Here is a 20,041-nt window from a genome sequence, read left to right as displayed (position 1 = left end):
CGCGAGCACGCCAACTCCCCTTCCCAGCAACGAAGTTGCAGGTCCGGGCCTCGCCGTCCGACACCCCCGCCGAGGGCCCCGAAACGGCGCGCGGAGGCGGCAGTTGCCCCCTGCGCAGGCGACAACTCGCCCCAGATGGCACAATCTGTGCATGGAACACGACGGCCAACTCCAGCTCTATGCGGCAGTCGCGGACCAACTCAAACAAGCGCACGCAATCGTGCGCGCACTGCAAGTCCCGGAGGGCGTACGGATGGCGCTGACCCGGAAGCTGCTGGTCATTACGGCCGCGGCCAAACACGATCTCGCCGGTGCGGCCAGGCGTCTCGAACGATTCATGGCGGACCTCGAAGCGGGCCGGATGCCCGAAGAGGACCACTGAACAGTCCGAGACCGCCGAAACCGATGCGGCACAAGGGTGAGAAGCCCGTTTCGTGTTTGATTTGCGGTATATATCTGCCTAACGTGCGAAAAAGCTTGAACACTTTCGTTCTGGCGAGGTCTCCGAAGGGGAAGACGTGAACAAGGCGCAGCTCGTAGAAGCGATTGCCGACAAGATGGGCGGCCGCCAGCAGGCCGCCGATGCTGTCGACGCGGTCCTGGACGCCATCGTCCGCTCCGTCGTCGCGGGCGACCGGGTCTCGGTCACGGGCTTCGGGTCCTTCGAGAAGGTGGACCGCCCCGCCCGCTACGCCCGTAACCCCCAGACGGGCGAGCGGGTTCGGGTCAAGAAGACCTCGGTCCCGCGCTTCCGCGCCGGTCAGGGTTTCAAGGACCTGGTGAGCGGTTCGAAGAAGCTCCCCCGTGGTGGCGAGGTCTCCGTGAAGAAGGCGCCCAAGGGCAGCCTGACCGGCGGCGCTTCCGCGACGGTGAAGAAGGCCGCGGCCAAGAAGGCCACCAAGGCCGCCGCGAAGAAGACGACCGCCAAGAAGGCGGCTCCGGCCAAGAAGACCACGGCCACCGCCAAGAAGGCCGCGGCGAAGAAGGCCCCCGCCAAGACCACGGCCACCGCCAAGACCGCGGCCGCCAAGAAGACCACGGCGAAGAAGGCCCCCGCGAAGAAGGTCACCGCCAAGAAGGCGCCCGCCAAGAAGTCGACGGCACGCAAGACCACCGCCAAGAAGACCACCGCCCGCTAGCGGCACCAGGTCCACAAGGGCACACACGCGCCGGGCCGGACTCCTCCGAGGAGTCCGGCCCGCGGTGCGTCCACACAGGCGCTCAGCGCCCGTTCAGCGCCTGTTCAGCAGGTCTGTTCAAAAGGTCTGGAGGGTCACCAGCGTGATCCGCAGTCCCTCGCCCCGGCCGTCGGTCTCGATGCGGACCCGCTGACCGGGCCGCAGCAACCGCAGCCCGCCCGCGTCGAACGCGGCCGCGTCGAAGGGCACCGGGGTGCCGTCGTCGAGCAGCACCTGACCGCTGCGGCTCTCGGGGTCGTACGTGTAAGCGGTGGCCTGCATGTCCGCAGCCTACTGCCCGCTACTGCCCGGACAACGGCACCGGAGCGGCCCACCGGGCGCTCGCCGCCGCCGTGTACGGGCCCACGCCCAGCGCCAGCGCGGCCCGCAGATCGTCGCCGGTGTCCACGTCCTGCCGTACCGATTCCACGCTCACCGGCGCCAGTTCCACGGCGCCCGAGGCGCGGTGACGGGCCCGGGAGGCGCCGCCGAAGGCCGGGTTGAGTTCCCGGCCGGGAGCGGCCGCGAGCAGCGTCGTGCCGAACGCCGCGGCGTCCGCCAGGAACGCGCGCGGGAATTCGGCGGCGGCCGCCAGCACCCGGGCCAGTTCGACCGGGCGCAGCGCGGGCAGATCGGCGTTGAGCGCGGCGACGGCCGCCGTCGGCCTGACCGCGCGCACCGCCGAGGCCCCGTGCGCCAGCGCGGCGTTCAGGCCGCCACCCGGCTCGTCCGGCACGATCCGCGCGCCCAGCGCGGCCAGCGCCCGCCCGGCCACCGGGTCGTCCGTGACGACCGCCACATCCGCGACCTCGAGGCACTCCAGCGCGGCGGCCACCGTGTCCTGCGCGAACGCCAGCACCAGCCCCGGCCGCGCCCCGTCCGCGACGGCGTCCGCGAGCCTGCTTTTCGCCCGCGCCAAGGGCTTCAGGGGGATGACCAAGCTCCACTGCACCGGCGTACCGTCCCTCTCTGCTCGCGCTCATTGTCACCCGCTCCCACCAGGCTTCCCGAGTCGCCCCGGGGTGTGGGGGAATGCTGTGAAGGGCCGTCCGGGGGCGGTCGCCGCCAACATGCGGGCGTACGGTGTTCTCGACAGACCGGCGGCCCGGAGTCACACTTGTGCGGCCCCCGGCCGAGGTGACGGCCCTCAGAGGCCATGGAGGAAGGTGTCCGCGTGTCCCGCCGCAGAATCGGCTTCTGGTACCGCTTGGCCGCGGTGATCTGCAAACCGCCGCTGGCGGTTCTGATCAAGCGGGACTGGCGAGGAATGGAGCACATTCCGGCCGACGGCGGATTTATCACCGCGGTGAACCACAATTCCCACGTGGACCCCTTCGCGTACGCGCACTATCAGTACAACACCGGACGCGTTCCGCGATTCCTGGCGAAGAGCGGCCTTTTCAAGAAGGGATTCGTCGGCGCCGTGATGCGCGGTACCGGACAGATCCCCGTCTACCGCGAGAGCACCGACGCGCTCAGCGCTTTCCGTGCCGCGATCGACGCGGTGAACGGCGGTGAGTGCGTCGCCTTCTACCCCGAGGGCACCCTGACCCGCGACCCCGACGGCTGGCCCATGACCGCCAAGACCGGTGCCGCCCGCGTGGCCCTGGAGACCCGGTGCCCGGTCGTCCCGGTCGCCCAGTGGGGCGTCAACGAACTCCTGCCGCCCTACGCGAAGAAGCCCCGTCTCCTCCCGCGCAAGACCCACCACGTCCTGGCCGGGCCGCCGGTGGACCTCTCCCCGTTCTACGGCAAGGAGATGACCGCCGACGTCCTCCGGGAGGCCAGCGCGGTCATCATGGCGGCCATCACCCGCCAGCTGGAGGAGATCCGCGGCGAGAAGGCGCCCGCCGTGCCCTACGACCCGCGCCGCGAGCGGATCGAGCAGCGCCGCCGCACCCGCGCCCAGTCCGGCGAGGTCACCCGGTCCGGCCACTCCGTCCGGTCCGGCGAGGTTCCGGGCCAGGACACCGTGCCCGCGCCCGCCGCCGAGGTCACGCCCACCGCCACCGAAGGGGGAAGCGGCAAGTGAGCACGCCTGTCCGGGTCGCCGTCATGGGGACCGGCTCCTGGGGCACCGCGTTCGCCGTGGTCCTCGCCGACGCGGGCTGCGAGGTCACCCTGTGGGCCCGGCGCGCCGAAGTCGCCGAAGCGGTCAACTCCACGCGGACCAACCCCGGCTACCTGCCCGGCGTCGAGCTCCCGCCGGGCGTGCGCGCCACCTCCGACGCCGCCGAGGCGCTGGGGGACGCCGACTTCGTCGTCCTGGCCATCCCCTCCCAGACGCTGCGCGCCAACCTTGCCGACTGGGCCCCGCTGCTCGCTCCGCACTCCGTGCTCGTCTCCCTGATGAAGGGCGTCGAACTCGGCTCCGCCATGCGGATGAGCGAGGTCATCGAGGACGTCGCCAAGGTCGGCCCCGAGCGGATCGCCGTGGTCACCGGGCCCAACCTGGCGCGGGAGATCGCCGCCCGGATGCCCGCCGCCGCCGTGGTCGCCTGCACCGACGAGGAGGTCGCCCGGCGGCTCCAGGCGGCCTGCCACACCCCGTACTTCCGGCCGTACACCAACACCGACGTCATCGGCTGCGAACTCGGCGGCGCGGTCAAGAACGTCATCGGCCTCGCCGTCGGCATCGCGGACGGCATGGGACTCGGCGACAACGCCAAGGGTTCGCTCATCACGCGCGGCCTCGCCGAGACCACCCGGCTCGGCATGGCGCTCGGCGCCGACCCGCTGACCTTCTCCGGCCTCGCCGGACTCGGGGACCTGGTGGCGACCTGCTCCTCGCCGCTGTCCCGCAACCACACCTTCGGCACCAACCTCGGCAAGGGCATGACGCTCCAGGAGACCATCGCGGTCACCAAGCAGACCGCCGAGGGCGTCAAGTCCAGCGAGTCCGTGCTGGATCTGGCCCGCAGGCACGGCGTCGACATGCCGATCACCGAGACGGTCGTCGGCATCGTGCACGACGCGAAGCCGCCCGTGGTCGCCCTCAAGGAGCTGATGTCGCGCAGCGCGAAGCCCGAGCGACGCTGAGCGAACCCGCCGGGTCGACGCTGTCCGGGGGCCCTACCAACGGGTACTCTAAACCCGATATGAGCACCGAGAACCTCCCCCAGAGCCCTGCGGCGCAGCCCCGCAAGCCGCGTGTGGCCGTCGTGTTCGGCGGCCGTTCCTCCGAACACGGGATCTCCACGGTCACCGCGGGTGCCGTCCTGGGCGCCATCGACCGGACCACGTACGACGTCCTGCCGATCGGCATCACCCGTGACGGCCGCTGGGTGCTGACGGCCGACGAGCCGGAGCGGATGGCGATCACCGACCGCCGCACCCCGGAGGTGCTGGACGTGGCGGAGTCCACCGAGGGCGGAGTGGTGCTCCCGGTCGACCCGGCCAACCGCGAGGTCGTCTACAGCGAGCCCGGCGCGGTGCCCAAGGCGCTCGGTGAGGTCGACGTCGTCTTCCCGGTGCTGCACGGCCCCTTCGGGGAGGACGGCACCCTCCAGGGTCTGCTGGAGCTGTCCGGTGTGCCCTACGTCGGCTCGGGTGTGCTCGCCTCGGCCGTCGGCCAGGACAAGGACTACATGAAGCGGGTGTTCACCTCCTTCGGGCTCAAGGTCGGCCCGTACCTGGTGATCCGGCCCCGTGAGTGGCAGCGGGACGAGTCCGCCGCCCGCAAGCGGATCGTGGACTTCGCCGGTGAGCACGGCTGGCCGCTGTTCGTGAAGCCCGCCCGCGCGGGCTCCTCCATCGGCATCACCAAGGTCGACGGCCTGGCCGGGCTCGACGAGGCCATCGCCGAGGCCCAGCGCCACGACCCGAAGATCATCGTGGAGGCCGCGCTGACCGGCCGCGAGCTCGAGTGCGGTGTCCTGGAGTTCGAGGACGGCCCGCGCGCCTCCGTACCGGCCGAGATCCCGCCGCCCAGCGCGCACGCGTACTACGACTTCGACGCCAAGTACATCGACTCCACGCCCGGTGTCGTCCCGGCCCCGCTCACCGACGAGCAGACCGCGGAACTCCAGCGGCTCGCCATCGAGGCGTTCGAGGCCGCGTCCTGCGAGGGCCTGGTCCGCGCGGACTTCTTCCTCACCGACGACGGCGAGTTCGTCATCAACGAGATCAACACGCTGCCCGGCTTCACCCCCATCTCGATGTACCCGAAGATGTGGGAGGCGTCCGGCGTCGGCTACGCGGAGCTGGTGGACCGCCTGATCCAGGCGGCGCTGCGCCGCCCGACCGGGCTGCGCTAGTACGGCGCGTCATCACCGCATGGAGGCGATCCCCTCGGGGATCGCCTTCTTCACGGCCGGGGCCAGGTCGACCAGCACCGCCGTCGAGTCGTCCGGGCCGGACAGCTCCTTCGGCAGCGTCACCTCCACGTAGGCGCGGCGGTTCGCGGTGGTGAAGCGCGACGAACCGTCGTCCCGCTTCTCCATCAGCCAGTCCACGCCGTCGACCCCACCGGCCAGCGCGTCGGGGTCGTGGCCCTGGGCGACCTCGGGGTCGGTCATCTTCGGCGGCCGGACCACCCCGCAGCGCAGTATGATCGCCGGGCCCGACCAGCCCGCCGTGTAGCGGGAAGCGGGCCGGGGGTCGTCGCGGTGCCGGCCGTCCACCTTCTCGGGCAGCGCCTCGTCCAGACGCAGGCACAGGGGGGCGGTGCGCGCGTCGGGGCGGGGAGCCGCGACCGCGGCGCCGTCGTCCGCCGTGGAACAGCCCGCGACCGCGATCAGCAGCGCGGGCGCGAGCAGGCCGAGGGACCGGTGACGGAAGAAGTTCACCGGCCAAGGGTAGACGGGGGCTACAGATGCACGACCGGGCAGGTCAGGGTGCGTGTGATGCCGTCCACTTGCTGGACCTTGGCGACCACCATGCGACCCAGTTCGTCGACGGTGTCGGCCTGGGCGCGCACGATGACGTCATAGGGTCCCGTCACGTCCTCGGCCTGGATCACACCAGGGATCTTGCCGATCGTCTCGGCGACGGTCGACGCCTTGCCGACCTCGGTCTGGATCAGGATGTACGCCTGTACCACGGAACCTCCAGGGCGGCCACGAGGATCATGTGGGGAAGAGGAACGCCACGGTATCGCGTCGCCGCTCTCCAAGGGGAGACCCTGGGGAACGGCGGACGCGTGCCGGGGTGCGGGCACGACGGAAGTTGACGGTCACCTCGACCGTATCGGGGACACTGATGACGCGCGACCGGGCACGGGACAGGTACAGAAGGGGCTTGAGGCCATGAAGGGCACAGTGGGTGAGCTTGGTGAGTTCGGGCTCATCCGGGAGCTGACCTCCCGTCTCACCACCACCCCGGCGGTCCGGGTCGGCCCCGGTGACGACGCCGCCGTGGTCGCCGCCCCGGACCGCCGGGTGGTGGCGAGCACCGACATCCTGCTGGAGGGCCGGCACTTCCGCCGCGACTGGTCCACGGCCTACGACGTGGGCCGCAAGGCCGCCGCCCAGAACCTGGCGGACATCGCCGCGATGGGCGCCGTGCCCACCGCGCTGCTGCTCGGCCTGGTCGTCCCGGCCGAACTCCCGGTGACCTGGCCCACCGAGCTGATGGACGGCCTGCGCGACGAGTGCCAGGTCGCGGGCGCCTCCGTGGTCGGCGGGGACGTCGTACGCGGCGACACGATCATGGTGTCGATCACCGCGCTCGGCGACCTGCGCAACCAGGAGCCGGTGACCCGCGCGGGCGCGCAGCCCGGCGACCTGGTCGCCGTCACGGGCTGGCTGGGCTGGTCCGCCGCCGGGTTCGCGGTGCTGTCGCGGGGCTTCCGCTCGCCGCGCGCCTTCGTGGAGGCCCACCGCCGCCCCGAGCCGCCGTACCACGCGGGTCCGGCGGCCGCCGCGCTCGGCGCGACCGCGATGTGCGACGTCAGCGACGGGCTGATCGCGGACCTCGGGCACATCGCGGAGGCCAGCAAGGTCCGGATCGACATCCGCTCCGGCGCCATCGACATCCCCACCCAGATGAACGACATCGGCCAGGCGGTCGGGGTGGACCCGCTGCAGTGGGTGCTGACCGGGGGAGAGGACCACGCGATCGTGGCCACCTTCCCGCCCGACACCAAACTCCCGGCCCGCTGGAAGGTCATCGGCGAGGTCCTCAACCCCTCGGCGCTGCCCCAGGTGACCGTGGACGGGGCGCCCTGGACCGCCACCGGCGGCTGGGACCACTTCGGGGGCCCTGAGTGAGGCCCGGCGTGAGGCCCGGAGCGAGGCCCGCCGGGCAGGCGCCGCCGCGCGTCCTCACGGTGGCCGGTTCGGACTCCGGCGGCGGAGCGGGCATCCAGGCCGACCTGAAGACGATGCTGGCGCTCGGCGTGCACGGGATGAGCGTGATCACGGCCGTGACCGCGCAGAACTCCCTGGGCGTGCAGGGCGCCTGGGAGCTGCCGGTGGAGGCCGTGCGGGCGCAGTACCGCAGCGTGGTGGACGACATCGGCGTCCAGGCCGTGAAGACCGGCATGCTGGCCTCGGCGGAACTGGTCGAGGCGGTCGCGGAGTTGGTCTCCACCGCGGACGCGCCCGTCGTGGTGGACCCGGTGGGCGTCTCCAAGCACGGCGACCCGCTGCTCGCCGCCTCCGCCCTGGACTCGGTGCGCACCCGGCTGCTCCCGGTGGCGACCGTGGCCACCCCGAACCTGGACGAAGTGGCCCAACTCACAGGATTCCGGGTCACTTCGGAGGACGAGCTGCGCCCGGCGGCGGAGGCCGTACTGGCCTACGGACCCCAGTGGGTGCTGATCAAGGGCGGCCATCTCACCGGGGAGGCCGTCGATCTGCTCACGGACGGCGACCAGGAGTTCCGGCTGCGCGCCCCGCGTCACGACAACCGGCACACCCACGGCACCGGCTGCACCCTGGCCTCCGCCATCGCCTCGGGGCTGGCGAAGGGCCTGCCCGTACCGGAGGCCGTCACGGCGGCCAAGGAGTACGTCACCGGGGCGATCGCCCATGGCTTCGCGCTCGGCGCCGGGATCGGCCCCGTGGACCACGGCTGGCGCTTCTAGGAAGCGGGACGGCAACGCGAAGAGCCGGTCCACACGAGGTGGACCGGCTCTTCACAGCAACCGACTATGGCCGCGCGCTTAGCGGTGCGTCAGCGCGAGACCTTGCCGGCCTTGATGCACGAGGTGCAAGCGTTCACGCGCTTCGGCGTCCCGCCGACCACAGTACGAACGCGCTGGATGTTCGGGTTCCAGCGACGGGGCGTACGGCGGTGCGAGTGCGAGATGTTGTTGCCGAAGCCCGGCCCCTTGCCACAGACGTCGCAGTTGGCAGCCACGGGTCACTCCAAAGACTTCAGATGCACTTACGGTGGATCCCGGCATGCCGGGATCGAGATCAGGAGACCTGAGATCTTGAGTGGCGCTGCCAGGGGGAATGGCCCGATCGGGATCGGGCAACCGGAGCAGCATACAACGACTGCTTCGGTACAACGAAACTACCATGGCGGCCCGGCACCCCGTGCCCGGCCCTCCCGCGGTGGACACCGTCCCACGGTCTACGCTGCGTCCCACGTCCAGCCACAGGGAGGCGCAGGTGGCGCAGGTGCCGCAGACATTCCTCGATGCTCTCGCGGTGCGGTCCTGGTGCGCTCTGGCGCTGCGGGCGCTGGGTCTCGCACGCGAGGAGATCGACGCGATCAACGTCTATCCCGTCGCCGACGGGGACACCGGCACCAACCTCTATCTGACTGTGGAATCGGCCGCCGCCGCCGTGGAGGCCGTCTTCGCCGGGTACGAGCCGGACGACGCGGCCGGGACGGCCCGGGGAGGCCACGGACCCGCTCTCGCCGACGCCCTGCGCGCGATGGCCCACGGCGCGCTGATCGGCGCCCGCGGCAACTCCGGCACGATCCTCGCCCAACTGCTGCGCGGCATGGCCCAGGTGCTCGCCGCCCCCGAGGCGAGTGACGCGCCTCACGCCGACGGCGACGCCCTGCGCCTCGCCCTGCGCCGGGCCGCCGACGCCGCCCGCGAGGCCGTCGCCCACCCCGTCGAGGGCACCGTGCTCACCGTCGCGTCGGCCGCCGCCGACGCGGCCGACGCAGCCGAGGGCGACTGCGGGACCGTCGCGCTGGCCGCCTACGAGGGAGCGCGGGCCGCCCTGGCCGCCACCCCGCGGCAACTGGCCGTGCTCGGCCGCGCCCGGGTCGTGGACGCGGGCGGACGCGGCCTGGTGACTGTGCTGGCCGCCCTGGTGGAGGCGCTCACCGGGGACGCGGTGCCCGAGGAGACGTACACCGGGTCCGCCGAGGCCGAGAGCTGCCCAGAAGCCCCGGAGCACGCGGGGGAGGGCGGCCCCGCCTACGAGGTGATCTACCTCCTGGAGGCCGACGACACGGCCGTCACCCGGCTCCGGGAACGGCTCGACGCCCTCGGTGACTCCCTCGTCGTGGTGGGCGGCGACGGACTGTGGAACGTCCATGTGCACGTCGACGACGCCGGAGCCGCCGTGGAGGCGGGCATCGAGGCCGGGCGCCCGTACCGCGTCCGGATCACCCACTTCGCCGCCGACGACGTCCACGCGGGCGGGGAGCGGCCGCCGCGCGAGCGGGCGCAGCGGGCCGTCGTCGCCGTCGTGCCCGGCGAGGGGCTGGCCGGGCTGTACGCCGAGGCGGGCGCCACCACCGTGCTCGCCCGCCCCGGTGAGCCGCCCGCCAGCGGGGAGCTGGCCCAGGCCCTCCGGCGCGCGCACGCCCGCGAGGTCGTCCTGCTGCCCAACGACGCCGAACTGCGGCACACGGCGGCGGTGGCCGCCGAGCAGGCCCGCGCCGAGGGCGTCCGGGTCGCGCTGATCCCGACCCGCTCGGCGGTCCAGGGCATCGCCGCGCTCGCCGTGCACGCGCCGGACCGGCGGTTCGACGAGGACGTGGTCCAGATGACCTCGGCCGCGGGCGCCACCCGGTACGCCGAGGTCCTCGTCGCCGAGCGCCAGTCCTGGACCACGGCCGGGATCTGCCAGGCCGGGGACGTCCTGGGGCTGATCGACGGCGATGTCGCCGTGATCGGCCCGGACCTCACCGGCACCGCCGAGACCGTGCTCGACCGCATGCTCCAGGCGGGCGGCGAACTGGTCACCCTGGTCGTCGGCGACGACGCCCCCGAGACGGTCGCCGACCGCCTCGAAGCCCGCGTCCGCGAGTCCTACCTCGCCGTCGACACCGTGGTCTACCGGGGCGGCCGACAGGGCGCGCTGCTGCTCATCGGCGTGGAGTGAGCGGGGTACGGGGCCCGGGTCACTCCCCGTCCAACAGGCGGGCCGCCGTCGCACGCCGGACGCGGACGGTGTCGTCCGCGTCGTCGGCGCCCTCGTAGGCGGCGAGCACGGCACGCGCGCGTGCCCGCGCCTCGGCCGTCCGGCCCAGCTCGGCGTCCAGCGCGGCGGCGGCCAGTTCGGCGCCGGTACGGCCGTGCAGACCGTCCGCGCCGAGGGTGGCGAACAGCTCGGCCGACCGCTCCAGCTCCGCCAGCGCCTCCTCGCGCTCCCGCGCCACCGTGGCCAGCAGCTCACCGAACTGGCGGTGCGTGTGCGCGAGTTCGGTGGTCAGCCGGGCCCGCTCCAGCGGGTCGTCCGCCTCCGCCAGCGCCTTCCCGCACACCTCCACGGCCCGCGCCATCAGCGCCCGCGCCCCCGGCATCCCCGCCGCCAGCCGGGGCGCCAGCCAGGCGCGGGCCCGCAGCGCGCGCACGGTGAAGTACGGGTTGCCCAGCGCCTCCCACAGCTCGCCCGCGCGCACATAGGCGCGGTCCGCCTCCGCCGGGAGATCCGCCTCGGCCAGGGACTCGCCCGCCAGATGCGCCAGCGTCGCGTGGTCCTGCTGCTCCGGCCACCGCTCGGCCATACCGGCCGCCAGCAGCCGGTGCTCGGCCGCCGCCCGGTGCTCGCCCAGCTCGCTCAGACAGTCCCCGAGCCACCAGCGGGTCTGCACCAGCGCGCCGTCCCCGTGCACCTCGGCCGACAGCTCTGCGAGCGCCGACTCCAGCACCTCGGCGGCCTCCGTCCAGCGCCCCTGGCGCAGCAGCAGCCCGCCCAGCAGATGCCGGGCCCACGCGCCGAAGGTGCCGCTCTCGCCCGCCGCGTCGGCCCAGTGCGCGGCCTGGAGAGCGTGCCCGGCCGCCTCCTCGGTGCCGTCCCGCGCCCCGATCAGCTCGGCCAGCTGGAGATGCAGCTGGGCCCGCCCGGTCGGCTCCAGATACGCCCCGCCGTGTTCCAACGCCGACCGCAGCGCCCGCTCGGCCTCGGCGGGCTCCCCGAGATGCTGGGACAGCGCCCCCACCCGCGCCTCGTACTCCACCGCGAACCAGGGCAGCCCCGCACCCGTGTACTCGGCCGCCGCCCGCCGGAACAGGTCGGCCGCGCGTGACAGGTCGCCGCCCAGCTCGGCCAGCTCCGCCAGCATGGCCCGCGCCTCGGCCCCGCGCGCCACCAACCGCACATCGTCCCCGGTACGGCCGCCGACGAACGCCAGCACCTCCCGCGCGGCCCGCTCCGCCTCCTCGGCGGGGGCGCCCTCGTGCACGCACCGCATCAGCACCCGCGCCCGGCTGATCAGCACCCCCGCCGTCTGCCGGGGGCCGGTCGCCTCCTCCGCGTACCGCGCGAGCACCTCGTCGTACAGGGCGTCGACCGTCTTGCGCGCCGCCTCCGTGTCGCCGGTCAGGGCGCGTACGTACGCTCCACGCGCGCGTGCCGCCAGGGCCTCACCGTGATCGCCCGCCTCCGCGTAGAGGGCGGCGGCCTCCTCGAAGAGCGGGATGCCGTCGGGGCCCCGGACCATCGCCTCGTTGTCGGCCAGCTCGGCACGCGCGCGTGCGTCGAGTCCGGCGCCGTCGGCGGCCCGCGCGAGGGCCGCCCATGCCTGCGGGGCGTCCGGCTGGAGGGTCTCCGAGAGCCGCCGCGCCCGCGCCAGCAGCTCGGGCACCTCCGGCTCCTCCTCCGGGACCTCCTCGGGCGCGGGGGGCGGGGCCGGAGCCGTCCGTACGCCCAGCGGCAGGCGCTCCACCAGCGGCTTCGCCGCCATCGTGGCGCGGGTCAGGTCACCGATGTGCGAGCTGCCATTGCGCGCGTCGAACCGCGCGGCCAGCTCCAGCGCCTCCACGCGCGCGTGCTCGGCCAGCTCCCGCGCGGTCCACGTCCGCCCGGCCGGACCCGGCACCTCCCGGGCGCCCAGACCGAGCGCGGTCAGCCGGTCCATCAGCAGCGTCACCACGGCCAGGAACTCCAGCAGGCTGCGGGGATGCCCGGTGTCCGTGAAGTACGCGGGACGCTCCGCCAACAGCTCCAGAGCGCGTGCCTCGTTCCCGCTCAGCGCGCAGAACTCCACATGGGCGGCGTACGCGTCCCGCATGCTCTCCACCGGCCGCACCAGCCGGATGCCCCGCAGATGGTGGGCGCGGGCCTCCTCCACCCGGCCCAGCCGCAGCAGCGGCACCAGCGAGCGGGCAAGCACCCCGTGCGGCTCGTGCGCACAGGCGAACTCGCCCTCCAGCACCGGCGCCCACAGCTCCAGCGCCTCCGCGTCCCGGCCCGACCGCACCTGCCAGCCGCCCTGCCCGTGCAGCTCGCAGGCGTGGCAGTCGGCCATGTCGTCCCGGTCGGCGGCCAGCCACGCGCTGTACGCCCGCTCCGCCCGCGCCCGGTCCCCGATGTGCGAGGCGATGTCGAACTCGGCCGCGCGCACGGCCCGTTCGGAGTACCCGGCGACCCGGTAGCGGCGCTCCATCTCGCCGAGCCAGTTCTCCACCGACGCCAGCGGGATGTGCGGCTGGCCCAGCATGCCCGCGGTCATCCACTTGAACGTCCAGTGCAGCGCGTGCGCCTCGTACGCGTCGAAGTCCTCCGGACGCTCGTCCCACATCCGCAGCAGCCGCGCGAACGGGACGAACACCCGGTCCTTCTCCGAGCTGTAGTTGTAGACCTTCACCTGATGGCCGAGCGCCTCGATCACCGCGAGCGGGATGTCCAACTTCTCGGCCTCCGTGAGGAGTTCCTCCGCACGCGCGTTGCGTGCCGGGCCCTCCGGCCGCTCCGCGTTCTCCGCCATGGCCTGCCGCAGCGCCTCGAAGTCCATGATCCTGCTCATCGTCCCTCGTCCTCTTGGAGCGTCGCCCGGTCCAGCAGTCCGGCGAACGCCCGGTTCACCAACGCCGAGTCGGCCGGTCGCAGCGGGCGGTGCGCCAGCAGCAGCGCCTGCCCGTACAGCGCCTCGGCCGCCGTGCCCGTCAGCTCCGGGTCGGTCAGCGAACCGACGCGCCGGATCAGCGGGTTGAGATGGTTCAGCACCAGCCGGGCGCGGGGCGCGGTACCGCGCAGCGAGCCCAGGATGCCCGCCCACAGGTCGTCCGCCCGCTCCTCCGCGTCCGCCCGCGCCCGCTCGTGCCGCGCCGACCGGTCGTCCAGATGCAGCGCGGGCACCGACACCGGGTGGAACGCCCGCAGCACCACATCGCAGTCCAGCGGATCGAGCCGGGCCCGCGCGGCCGCCAGGAAGCCGGACAGCGCCAGCTCCGCCGCCGGGTCCACCGAGTCCAGATGGGCGGTCACCGTGTCCGCGTCCAGCTCCGCGACCACCGTGCCCGGCCGCACCGACGGCAGCGCCTCCAGCAGCTCGCTGTCGTAGGTGTAGCCCCCGTTCACCACCCCGACGCCCTGCGCGGCGGCGATCGGCGCGACCTGCCGGAACTCCTCGACGCTGCGGGTGAAGTGCACCATCGGGTGCCGCCGTGCGAACTCCTCCAGCGACAGCTGCCCGTCACTGGTCTCGAACGGCAGCCACGGCAGCATGACCTTGAGCATCTCGCCGTCGTGCCGGGCCAGCGCCCGCACCCCGAGATGGTGCACGGCCAGGAACGCCGCCAGCCGCTCCGGGTCACCCGCCGCGAGCCCCGTCAGCCAGTCCCGCACCCGCTCGCCGAGCGCCTCGCGCACCCCGGCCAGCGTCTCGTCCTCGTACAGCGCCTCGCGCGACGCGGTGGGCCGCAGCGTGTCCGTGTCCAGCACGCAGCGCACGAAGAACGCCCAGTCGGGCAGCAGCTGTTCGGCCCGCTCGGTGAGCAGCATGCCCTTGAGATGCACCCGGTGGGTGGCCCGCTGCGCCGGGCTCACCGCCGCGGGGAGCACGTACGCCACCCCGCGCACCCCGGCCAGCGGGACGTCCAGGGGGATCGCGTCCAGCGGGGTGAAGCCGAACAGCTCCCGGCAGTGCGCCTCCAGCGCCGCCCGCCGCTCCACCGGGCTCGGCCAGGGGCGGTCCCAGGGCGCCGGGAGATCCGTGACCGGCTCGTCGTCGACCCGCACGTCGTACGGCAGCAGCGAACCGAAGTCCCGCGCCAGGGTGCGCACCCGCGCCGGTGCCAGCCACTCGCCCGCACCCGCCCGCGCCACCAGGTGCACGGTCGTGCCCGGCTCCGGCCGCGCCGAGTCGGGGAGGGTGCGCACGGTGTACGAGCCGTCGTCGGCGGCCGTCCACTCCACGGGCGGGGCGTCAGGCGTACGGGCGCTGCGGCTGACCACGCGGATGCGCTCGGCGACCACGAAACAGGCCAGCAGACCGATGCCGAACCGGCCCAGGAACCCGGAGCGGGTCTCCTCCAGGCCCTCCGCCCGCTTCGAACTGCGGCCGATGGTCGCCAGCAGGGTGTGCACGTCCGACTCGGTGAGCCCGATGCCGCTGTCCTCCACCCGGAGCCCGCCGCGCCCGTCCGGGAAGAGCCGCACCCGCGCCGGGGCGCCGGGCTCCTCGGCCCGCCGGGCGGTGACGGCGTCCACGGCGTTCTGGAGCAGCTCGCGCAGATAGACCTTGGGACTGGAGTAGAGGTGCTGGGAGAGCAGGTCCACCAGACCACGCAGGTCGACCTGGAAGGTGTGCGGGGATGACTGAGGGTTCTGGGAGTCCATCGTCACGGCGCCGGTGGGGGGAGCTTCGCGCGGCGCGGGGTCGGGCGGTCGGGTGCCGTGGGGGCGGTGACCGCGGGGGATGGCTTAAGGCGCGTCATCCTAGGCCCGAAGGCCCGAGCTGACCAGGTACTTCGGGGATCTCGCCGGGACCGGGCGGAGCCACCTGTACGGCGATGTCGGTGGTGTGGTGTGCAATGGATCTCGTGCCCGCACTGCGAGAACCCCTGAAGAAGGTGCTCGGTCCCGCCACCGCGAAGGTGATGGCCGAGAACCTCGGCCTGCACACCGTCGGCGACCTCCTGCACCACTACCCCCGCAGATACGAGGAGCGCGGCCAGCTCACCCACCTCGCCGACCTCCCCATGGACGAACACGTCACCGTGGTCGCCCAGGTCGCCGACGCCCGGCTGCACACCTTCGCCTCCTCCCGCGCCCCGCGCGGCAAGGGCCAGCGGCTCGAGGTCACCATCACCGACGGCAGCGGCCGCCTCCAGCTGGTCTTCTTCGGCAACGGCGTGCACAAACCGCACAAGGAACTGCTGCCGGGCACCCGCGCGATGTTCTCCGGCAAGGTCTCCGTCTTCAACCACCGCCTCCAACTCGCCCACCCGGCGTACGAATTGCTGGACAAGGATGCCGAGGACGGCGACGAGGCCGTGGAGAGCTGGGCGGGCTCCCTCATCCCGATCTACCCCGCCACCGCCAAGCTGGAGTCCTGGAAGATCGGCAAGGCGGTGCAGACCGTGCTGCCCAGCGTCCAGGAGGCCGTCGACCCGCTCCCCGAGTCACTGCGCGAGGGCCGTGGCCTGGTCGAACTGCCCGAGGCCCTGGTCAAGATCCACCGCCCTGCCACCAAGGCCGACATCGCCGACGCCCGCGCCCGCCTCAAGTGGGACGAGGCGTTCGTCCTCCAAGTCGCCCTCGCCCGCCGCCGCTACGCCGACACCCAACTCCCCGCCGTCCCCCGCCGCCCCCTGCCCGACGGCCTCCTCACCACCTTCGACGCCCGCCTCCCCTTCACCCTCACCGACGGCCAGCAACGCGTCTCCGCCGAAATCTTCACCGACCTCGCCACCGCCCACCCGATGCACCGCCTGCTCCAGGGGGAGGTGGGGTCGGGCAAGACAATGGTGGCCCTGCGCGCCATGCTCGCCGTGGTCGACGCCGGGGGACAGGCGGCCATGCTGGCGCCCACCGAGGTGCTCGCCCAGCAGCACCACCGGTCGATCACCGAGATGATGGGGGAGCTGGCCGAGGGCGGCATGCTGGGCGGGTCCGAGCACGGGACCAAGGTGGTGCTGCTGACCGGGTCGATGGGGGCGGCCGCGCGCAGGCAGGCGCTGCTGGACATCGTCACCGGTGAGGCGGGGATCGTCATCGGCACCCACGCGCTCATCGAGGACAAGGTCCAGTTCCACGACCTCGGCCTGGTCGTCGTGGACGAACAGCACCGCTTCGGCGTGGAGCAGCGCGACGCCTTGCGCGGCAAGGGCAAACAGCCCCCGCACCTGCTCGTCATGACGGCCACCCCGATCCCGCGCACGGTCGCGATGACGGTCTTCGGCGACCTGGAGACCTCGGTCCTGGACCAGCTCCCGGCGGGCCGCTCCCCGATCGCCACCCATGTCGTCCCGGCCGCCGACAAGCCCCACTTCCTCGCCCGCGCCTGGGAACGCGTCCGCGAGGAGGCCGAGAACGGCCACCAGGCGTACGTCGTCTGCCCCCGCATCGGCGACGAGGACGAGAGCGCCGCCGAGAAGAAGGCCACCGAGGGCGACAAACGCCCCCCGCTGGCCGTGCTCGACATCGCCGACCAGCTCGCCCGGGGCCCGCTCCAGGGCCTCAAGGTCGAGGTGCTGCACGGCAGGATGCACCCCGACGACAAGGACGCCGTGATGCGCCGCTTCGCCGCCGGGGAGACGGACGTCCTCGTCGCCACCACCGTCATCGAGGTCGGCGTCAACGTCCCCAACGCCACCGCGATGGTCATCATGGACGCCGACCGCTTCGGCGTCTCCCAGCTCCACCAGCTGCGCGGCCGCGTCGGCCGAGGCTCGGCCCCCGGCCTCTGTCTCCTGGTCAGCGAGATGCCCGAGGCCAGCCCCGCCCGCCAGCGCCTGGGCGCGGTCGCCTCCACTCTCGACGGCTTCGAACTCTCCCGCATCGACCTCGAACAACGTCGCGAGGGCGACGTCCTCGGCCAGGCCCAGTCCGGCGCCCGCACCAGCCTCCGCGTCCTGGAGGTCATCGAGGACGAGGAGATCATCGCGGAGGCGAGGGAGGAAGCGACAGCGGTGGTGGAGGCAGACCCGGAGCTGGAGCACATCCCCGGCCTACGCACAGCCCTGCAGGCCCTCTTGGACGAGGAGAGAGAGCAGTACTTGGAAAAGGGCTGAGCTGCATCTCCGTTAAGGGGCGCGGGGCTGTGTCCATTTGCGGCTCCGCCGCGTGGGCGCGATCAACCACAACGGCCCCGCACCCGCCAACGCACCACAAGACCCCCCACCACCTGCGAAAATAAAAGAACGCCCCCGCAGAAGAAGGACCCTCACATGACCCGCGTGATCGCCGGCACCGCAGGCGGACGGCGCCTCGACGTGCCGCCCGGCACAGGAACCCGCCCCACATCCGACCGCGCACGCGAAGCCCTCTTCTCCACCTGGCAGTCCCTCCTCGGCACCCCCCTGAACGGCGAACGGGTCCTCGACCTCTACGCGGGCTCCGGAGCCGTCGGCCTGGAGGCACTGTCCCGCGGCGCCGCCCACGCCCTCCTCGTCGAGGCCGACGCCCGCGCCGCGAGGACCGTCCGCGACAACGTCCGCAACCTGGGCCTCCCGGGCGCCGAAGTACGGGCGGGCAAAGCGGAACAAGTCGTCCGTACCGCACCCCCCGCCGAGCCGTACGACCTCGTCTTCCTCGACCCCCCGTACGCCGTCTCCGACGACGATCTCCGCGAGATCCTCCTCACACTCCGCGCCGGGGGCTGGCTGACCGCCGAAGCCCTCGTCACCGTGGAGCGCAGCACCAGAGGCGGCGAATTCCACTGGCCGGAGGGGTTCGAGCCGATCCGGTCCCGCCGGTACGGCGAGGGAACGTTTTGGTACGGTCGCGCCGCCTCAACGTGCGAAGACGCACGATGACCGGACCCGAGAGCGAGGGATCTCCAGTGCGCCGCGCCGTCTGTCCCGGATCGTTCGACCCGATCACCAACGGACATCTCGACATCATCGCCCGCGCCTCCCGTCTGTACGACGAGGTGTTCGTCGCGGTGATGGTCAACAAGTCCAAGAAGGGCCTGTTCGACGTCGACGAGCGGATCGGCCTGATCCGCGAGGTCACCGCCGAGTACACCAACGTCCGCGTCGAGGCCCACCACGGCCTCCTCGTCGACTTCTGCAAGGACCGCGACATCCCCGCCATCGTCAAGGGCCTGCGCGCGGTGAGCGACTTCGACTACGAGCTGCAGATGGCCCAGATGAACAACGGCCTCACCGGGGTGGAGACGCTGTTCGTGCCCACCAACCCCACCTACAGCTTCCTGTCCTCCTCCCTGGTCAAGGAGGTCGCGGCCTGGGGCGGCGACATCTCCCACCTGGTGCCCCCGCAGGTGCTCGCGGCACTCGGCGACCGGTTCCGGAAGGACTGACGCCCGCGGGCGTGACGGGGAAGGTGATGACCCGTCACCCGGTGTCGGACGGCCGCCCCATGGCCGTACAGTCGACCCGTCCGTCTCCAACACAGCAGTAGAGAGTGGCGAGCCAGGTGGACGTCCAGAACAAGCTCGACGAGATCGTCTCCGCGGTCTCCGGTGCCCGGTCCATGCCCATGTCGGCCTCCTGCGTGGTCAACCGGGCCGAACTGCTCGCGCTGCTCGAAGAGGTCCGCCAGGCCCTGCCCGGCTCCCTCGAACAGGCGCAGGAGCTGATCGGCGGCCGCGAGCAGCTGGTCGAGCAGGCCCGCGCCGAGGCCGAGCGGATCATCGAGACCGCGCACGCCGAGCGCGGCAGCCTGATCGCCGGTACCGAGGTCGCCCGCCACTCCCAGGCCGAGGCGGACCGCATCCTCGCGGAGGCCCGCGCCGAGGCCGAGCAGGTCCGCGCGGACGCCGACGACTACGTCGACTCCAAGCTCGCCAACTTCGAGGTCGTCCTCACCAAGACCCTCGGCTCGGTCGGCCGCGGCCGGGAGAAGCTGCTCGGCACCGGCCCCGGCCTGGACGAGCACGGCTACGAGGACGAGGACGCCCCCGAGCGCAGCCAGGACCCGGAGACCCTGCGCCACGACGCGGACGCCTACGTCGACGTCAAGCTCGGCGCCTTCGAGGCGGTGCTCGCCAAGACCCTGGAGGCGGTCCACCGCGGCCGCCAGAAGCTGCACGGCCGGATCGCCACCGACGACCTCGGCGCCCTCGCGGACGACACCACGACCTTCCAGCACTCCAGCGACGCCGACTACCTGGCCGACCTCGCCGCCCTGGCGGACACCCCGCCCGCCCCGGCCCAGCGCGCCCCGGCGCCCCCGGCTCCGGCCCCGGAACCGGTGTACGAGGCGCAGGAGGCGTACGGCTACCAGCAGCCCGACGCCTACCCGGCGGCCTACCCCCCGCAGCCCGGCTACGCCCCGCAGGAGGCGTACGGCTACCAGCAGGACCCGTACGCCGCCCCCAACGGCTACGCCCCGCAGACCGAGGGCGCCTTCCACGGCTACGACCCCCAGCAGCCGGGCTACGACCCGAACCAGCAGCAGGGCCAGCAGCAGGGTCAGCCCCAGCAGGACTACGCCCTGGACGAGGCCAGCCTCTTCGACACCAGCATGATCAGCGCGGAGCAGCTGCGCGCGTATGAGCAGGGCCGCGGGCTGTAGCCGCTCGGGGACCCGATTGGGCCCTGAGCGAAAGGTCCAGTATCCTGGCTGTTCGGTCGCGTGTATCCCCGCGATCACCGC

General features: G+C 72.9%; 19 protein-coding genes. 12 read left to right on the top strand and 7 right to left on the bottom strand.

Annotated features, from left to right (window positions below; genetic code table 11):
* The first annotated feature begins 151 nt into the window (after positions 1–151).
* A complete protein-coding gene (locus ACI2LY_RS09085; protein WP_388994963.1) occupies positions 152–382 on the top strand; it encodes a hypothetical protein in 231 nt (76 codons plus the stop codon).
* A gap of 136 nt (positions 383–518) precedes the next feature.
* Positions 519–1,139 carry an HU family DNA-binding protein gene (locus tag ACI2LY_RS09080; RefSeq protein WP_388994960.1) on the top strand — a complete coding sequence of 207 codons (621 nt, stop codon included), beginning with the start codon at positions 519–521 and terminating at the stop codon, positions 1,137–1,139.
* 117 nt (positions 1,140–1,256) lie between these two features.
* Here the strand turns inward: ACI2LY_RS09080 and ACI2LY_RS09075 are convergent, their stop codons facing one another.
* Positions 1,257–1,460 (bottom strand): hypothetical protein, encoded by a 204-nt coding sequence (locus ACI2LY_RS09075; protein WP_388994957.1) that lies wholly within the window; start codon positions 1,458–1,460, stop codon positions 1,257–1,259.
* Positions 1,461–1,479: 19 nt separating this feature from the next.
* A complete protein-coding gene (gene cofC / locus ACI2LY_RS09070) occupies positions 1,480–2,130 on the bottom strand; it encodes a 2-phospho-L-lactate guanylyltransferase (RefSeq protein WP_404706622.1) in 651 nt (216 codons plus the stop codon).
* 222 nt (positions 2,131–2,352) lie between these two features.
* Between cofC and ACI2LY_RS09065 the strand changes: the two genes are divergently transcribed.
* Genes ACI2LY_RS09065 through ACI2LY_RS09055 form a run of 3 tightly spaced genes read left to right on the top strand, consistent with a single transcriptional unit; the run spans position 2,353 to position 5,434 of the window.
* Positions 2,353–3,210 (top strand): lysophospholipid acyltransferase family protein, encoded by an 858-nt coding sequence (locus ACI2LY_RS09065; protein WP_404706621.1) that lies wholly within the window; start codon positions 2,353–2,355, stop codon positions 3,208–3,210.
* Complete coding sequence (locus tag ACI2LY_RS09060; RefSeq protein WP_401446680.1) at positions 3,207–4,217, top strand: NAD(P)H-dependent glycerol-3-phosphate dehydrogenase; 1,011 nt, start codon at positions 3,207–3,209, stop codon at positions 4,215–4,217. The genes ACI2LY_RS09065 and ACI2LY_RS09060 overlap by 4 nt, the downstream gene beginning before the upstream one ends.
* Before the next feature lie 59 nt (positions 4,218–4,276).
* Positions 4,277–5,434, top strand: coding sequence for a D-alanine--D-alanine ligase family protein (locus ACI2LY_RS09055; protein ID WP_404706620.1), 1,158 nt, complete (start codon positions 4,277–4,279; stop codon positions 5,432–5,434).
* 12 nt (positions 5,435–5,446) lie between these two features.
* Here the strand turns inward: ACI2LY_RS09055 and ACI2LY_RS09050 are convergent, their stop codons facing one another.
* Together ACI2LY_RS09050 and ACI2LY_RS09045 are read right to left on the bottom strand one after the other, a co-directional pair.
* Complete coding sequence (locus tag ACI2LY_RS09050; protein WP_404706619.1) at positions 5,447–5,965, bottom strand: DUF3515 domain-containing protein; 519 nt, start codon at positions 5,963–5,965, stop codon at positions 5,447–5,449.
* 20 nt (positions 5,966–5,985) lie between these two features.
* Positions 5,986–6,219, bottom strand: coding sequence for an Lrp/AsnC family transcriptional regulator (locus tag ACI2LY_RS09045; protein WP_037625030.1), 234 nt, complete (start codon positions 6,217–6,219; stop codon positions 5,986–5,988).
* Positions 6,220–6,424: 205 nt separating this feature from the next.
* Between ACI2LY_RS09045 and ACI2LY_RS09040 the strand changes: the two genes are divergently transcribed.
* Together ACI2LY_RS09040 and thiD are read left to right on the top strand one after the other, a co-directional pair.
* Positions 6,425–7,387 (top strand): thiamine-phosphate kinase, encoded by a 963-nt coding sequence (locus ACI2LY_RS09040; protein ID WP_393912825.1) that lies wholly within the window; start codon positions 6,425–6,427, stop codon positions 7,385–7,387.
* Between the two features lie 8 nt (positions 7,388–7,395).
* Positions 7,396–8,205, top strand: coding sequence for a bifunctional hydroxymethylpyrimidine kinase/phosphomethylpyrimidine kinase (gene thiD / locus ACI2LY_RS09035; RefSeq protein WP_404706618.1), 810 nt, complete (start codon positions 7,396–7,398; stop codon positions 8,203–8,205).
* 89 nt (positions 8,206–8,294) lie between these two features.
* Here thiD and rpmB read toward each other — a convergent pair whose 3' ends face one another.
* Positions 8,295–8,480 carry a 50S ribosomal protein L28 gene (rpmB, locus tag ACI2LY_RS09030; RefSeq protein WP_004924906.1) on the bottom strand — a complete coding sequence of 62 codons (186 nt, stop codon included), beginning with the start codon at positions 8,478–8,480 and terminating at the stop codon, positions 8,295–8,297.
* Positions 8,481–8,737: 257 nt separating this feature from the next.
* On the opposite strand from rpmB, the gene ACI2LY_RS09025 reads away from it, so the two are divergent.
* A complete protein-coding gene (locus ACI2LY_RS09025; RefSeq protein WP_404706617.1) occupies positions 8,738–10,417 on the top strand; it encodes a DAK2 domain-containing protein in 1,680 nt (559 codons plus the stop codon).
* A 19-nt stretch (positions 10,418–10,436) separates the two neighbouring features.
* On the opposite strand, the gene ACI2LY_RS09020 is transcribed toward ACI2LY_RS09025, so the two are convergent.
* Entirely contained in the window at positions 10,437–13,283 is a 2,847-nt protein-coding gene (locus ACI2LY_RS09020) for a tetratricopeptide repeat protein (protein ID WP_404706616.1), read from the bottom strand.
* Positions 13,280–15,097, bottom strand: a complete 1,818-nt coding sequence (locus ACI2LY_RS09015) for an HSP90 family protein (RefSeq protein WP_404707293.1) — start codon at positions 15,095–15,097, stop codon at positions 13,280–13,282. The genes ACI2LY_RS09020 and ACI2LY_RS09015 overlap by 4 nt, the downstream gene beginning before the upstream one ends.
* A gap of 194 nt (positions 15,098–15,291) precedes the next feature.
* On the opposite strand from ACI2LY_RS09015, the gene recG reads away from it, so the two are divergent.
* The 4 genes from recG (at position 15,292) to ACI2LY_RS08995 (ending at position 19,960) form a co-directional block, all read left to right on the top strand.
* Entirely contained in the window at positions 15,292–17,493 is a 2,202-nt protein-coding gene (gene recG, locus ACI2LY_RS09010) for an ATP-dependent DNA helicase RecG (protein WP_404706615.1), read from the top strand.
* Between the two features lie 156 nt (positions 17,494–17,649).
* Complete coding sequence (gene rsmD, locus ACI2LY_RS09005; RefSeq protein ID WP_404706614.1) at positions 17,650–18,237, top strand: 16S rRNA (guanine(966)-N(2))-methyltransferase RsmD; 588 nt, start codon at positions 17,650–17,652, stop codon at positions 18,235–18,237.
* A gap of 26 nt (positions 18,238–18,263) precedes the next feature.
* Complete coding sequence (coaD, locus tag ACI2LY_RS09000) at positions 18,264–18,743, top strand: pantetheine-phosphate adenylyltransferase (RefSeq protein ID WP_404707292.1); 480 nt, start codon at positions 18,264–18,266, stop codon at positions 18,741–18,743.
* A 116-nt stretch (positions 18,744–18,859) separates the two neighbouring features.
* Complete coding sequence (locus ACI2LY_RS08995) at positions 18,860–19,960, top strand: cell division initiation protein (protein ID WP_404707291.1); 1,101 nt, start codon at positions 18,860–18,862, stop codon at positions 19,958–19,960.
* The last annotated feature ends 81 nt before the right edge of the window (positions 19,961–20,041 follow it).

The organism is Streptomyces sp. NPDC002176 (genome assembly GCF_044903645.1).
Taxonomy (GTDB): Bacteria; Actinomycetota; Actinomycetes; order Streptomycetales; family Streptomycetaceae; genus Streptomyces.
This window is presented reverse-complemented; position numbering and strand designations above follow the sequence as displayed.

What these genes read in the sequence shown, in the direction of transcription:
- ACI2LY_RS09085 (WP_388994963.1), top strand. Translation starts at nt 152, where the DNA reads ATGGAACACGACGGCCAACTCCAGCTCTATGCGGCAGTCGCGGACCAA.
- ACI2LY_RS09055 (WP_404706620.1), top strand. Translation starts at nt 4,277, where the DNA reads ATGAGCACCGAGAACCTCCCCCAGAGCCCTGCGGCGCAGCCCCGCAAG.
- ACI2LY_RS09015 (WP_404707293.1), bottom strand. Translation starts at nt 15,097, where the DNA reads ATGGACTCCCAGAACCCTCAGTCATCCCCGCACACCTTCCAGGTCGAC.
- rsmD (WP_404706614.1), top strand. Translation starts at nt 17,650, where the DNA reads ATGACCCGCGTGATCGCCGGCACCGCAGGCGGACGGCGCCTCGACGTG.
- recG (WP_404706615.1), top strand. Translation starts at nt 15,292, where the DNA reads ATGGATCTCGTGCCCGCACTGCGAGAACCCCTGAAGAAGGTGCTCGGT.
- ACI2LY_RS09075 (WP_388994957.1), bottom strand. Translation starts at nt 1,460, where the DNA reads ATGCAGGCCACCGCTTACACGTACGACCCCGAGAGCCGCAGCGGTCAG.
- ACI2LY_RS09040 (WP_393912825.1), top strand. Translation starts at nt 6,425, where the DNA reads ATGAAGGGCACAGTGGGTGAGCTTGGTGAGTTCGGGCTCATCCGGGAG.
- ACI2LY_RS09020 (WP_404706616.1), bottom strand. Translation starts at nt 13,283, where the DNA reads ATGAGCAGGATCATGGACTTCGAGGCGCTGCGGCAGGCCATGGCGGAG.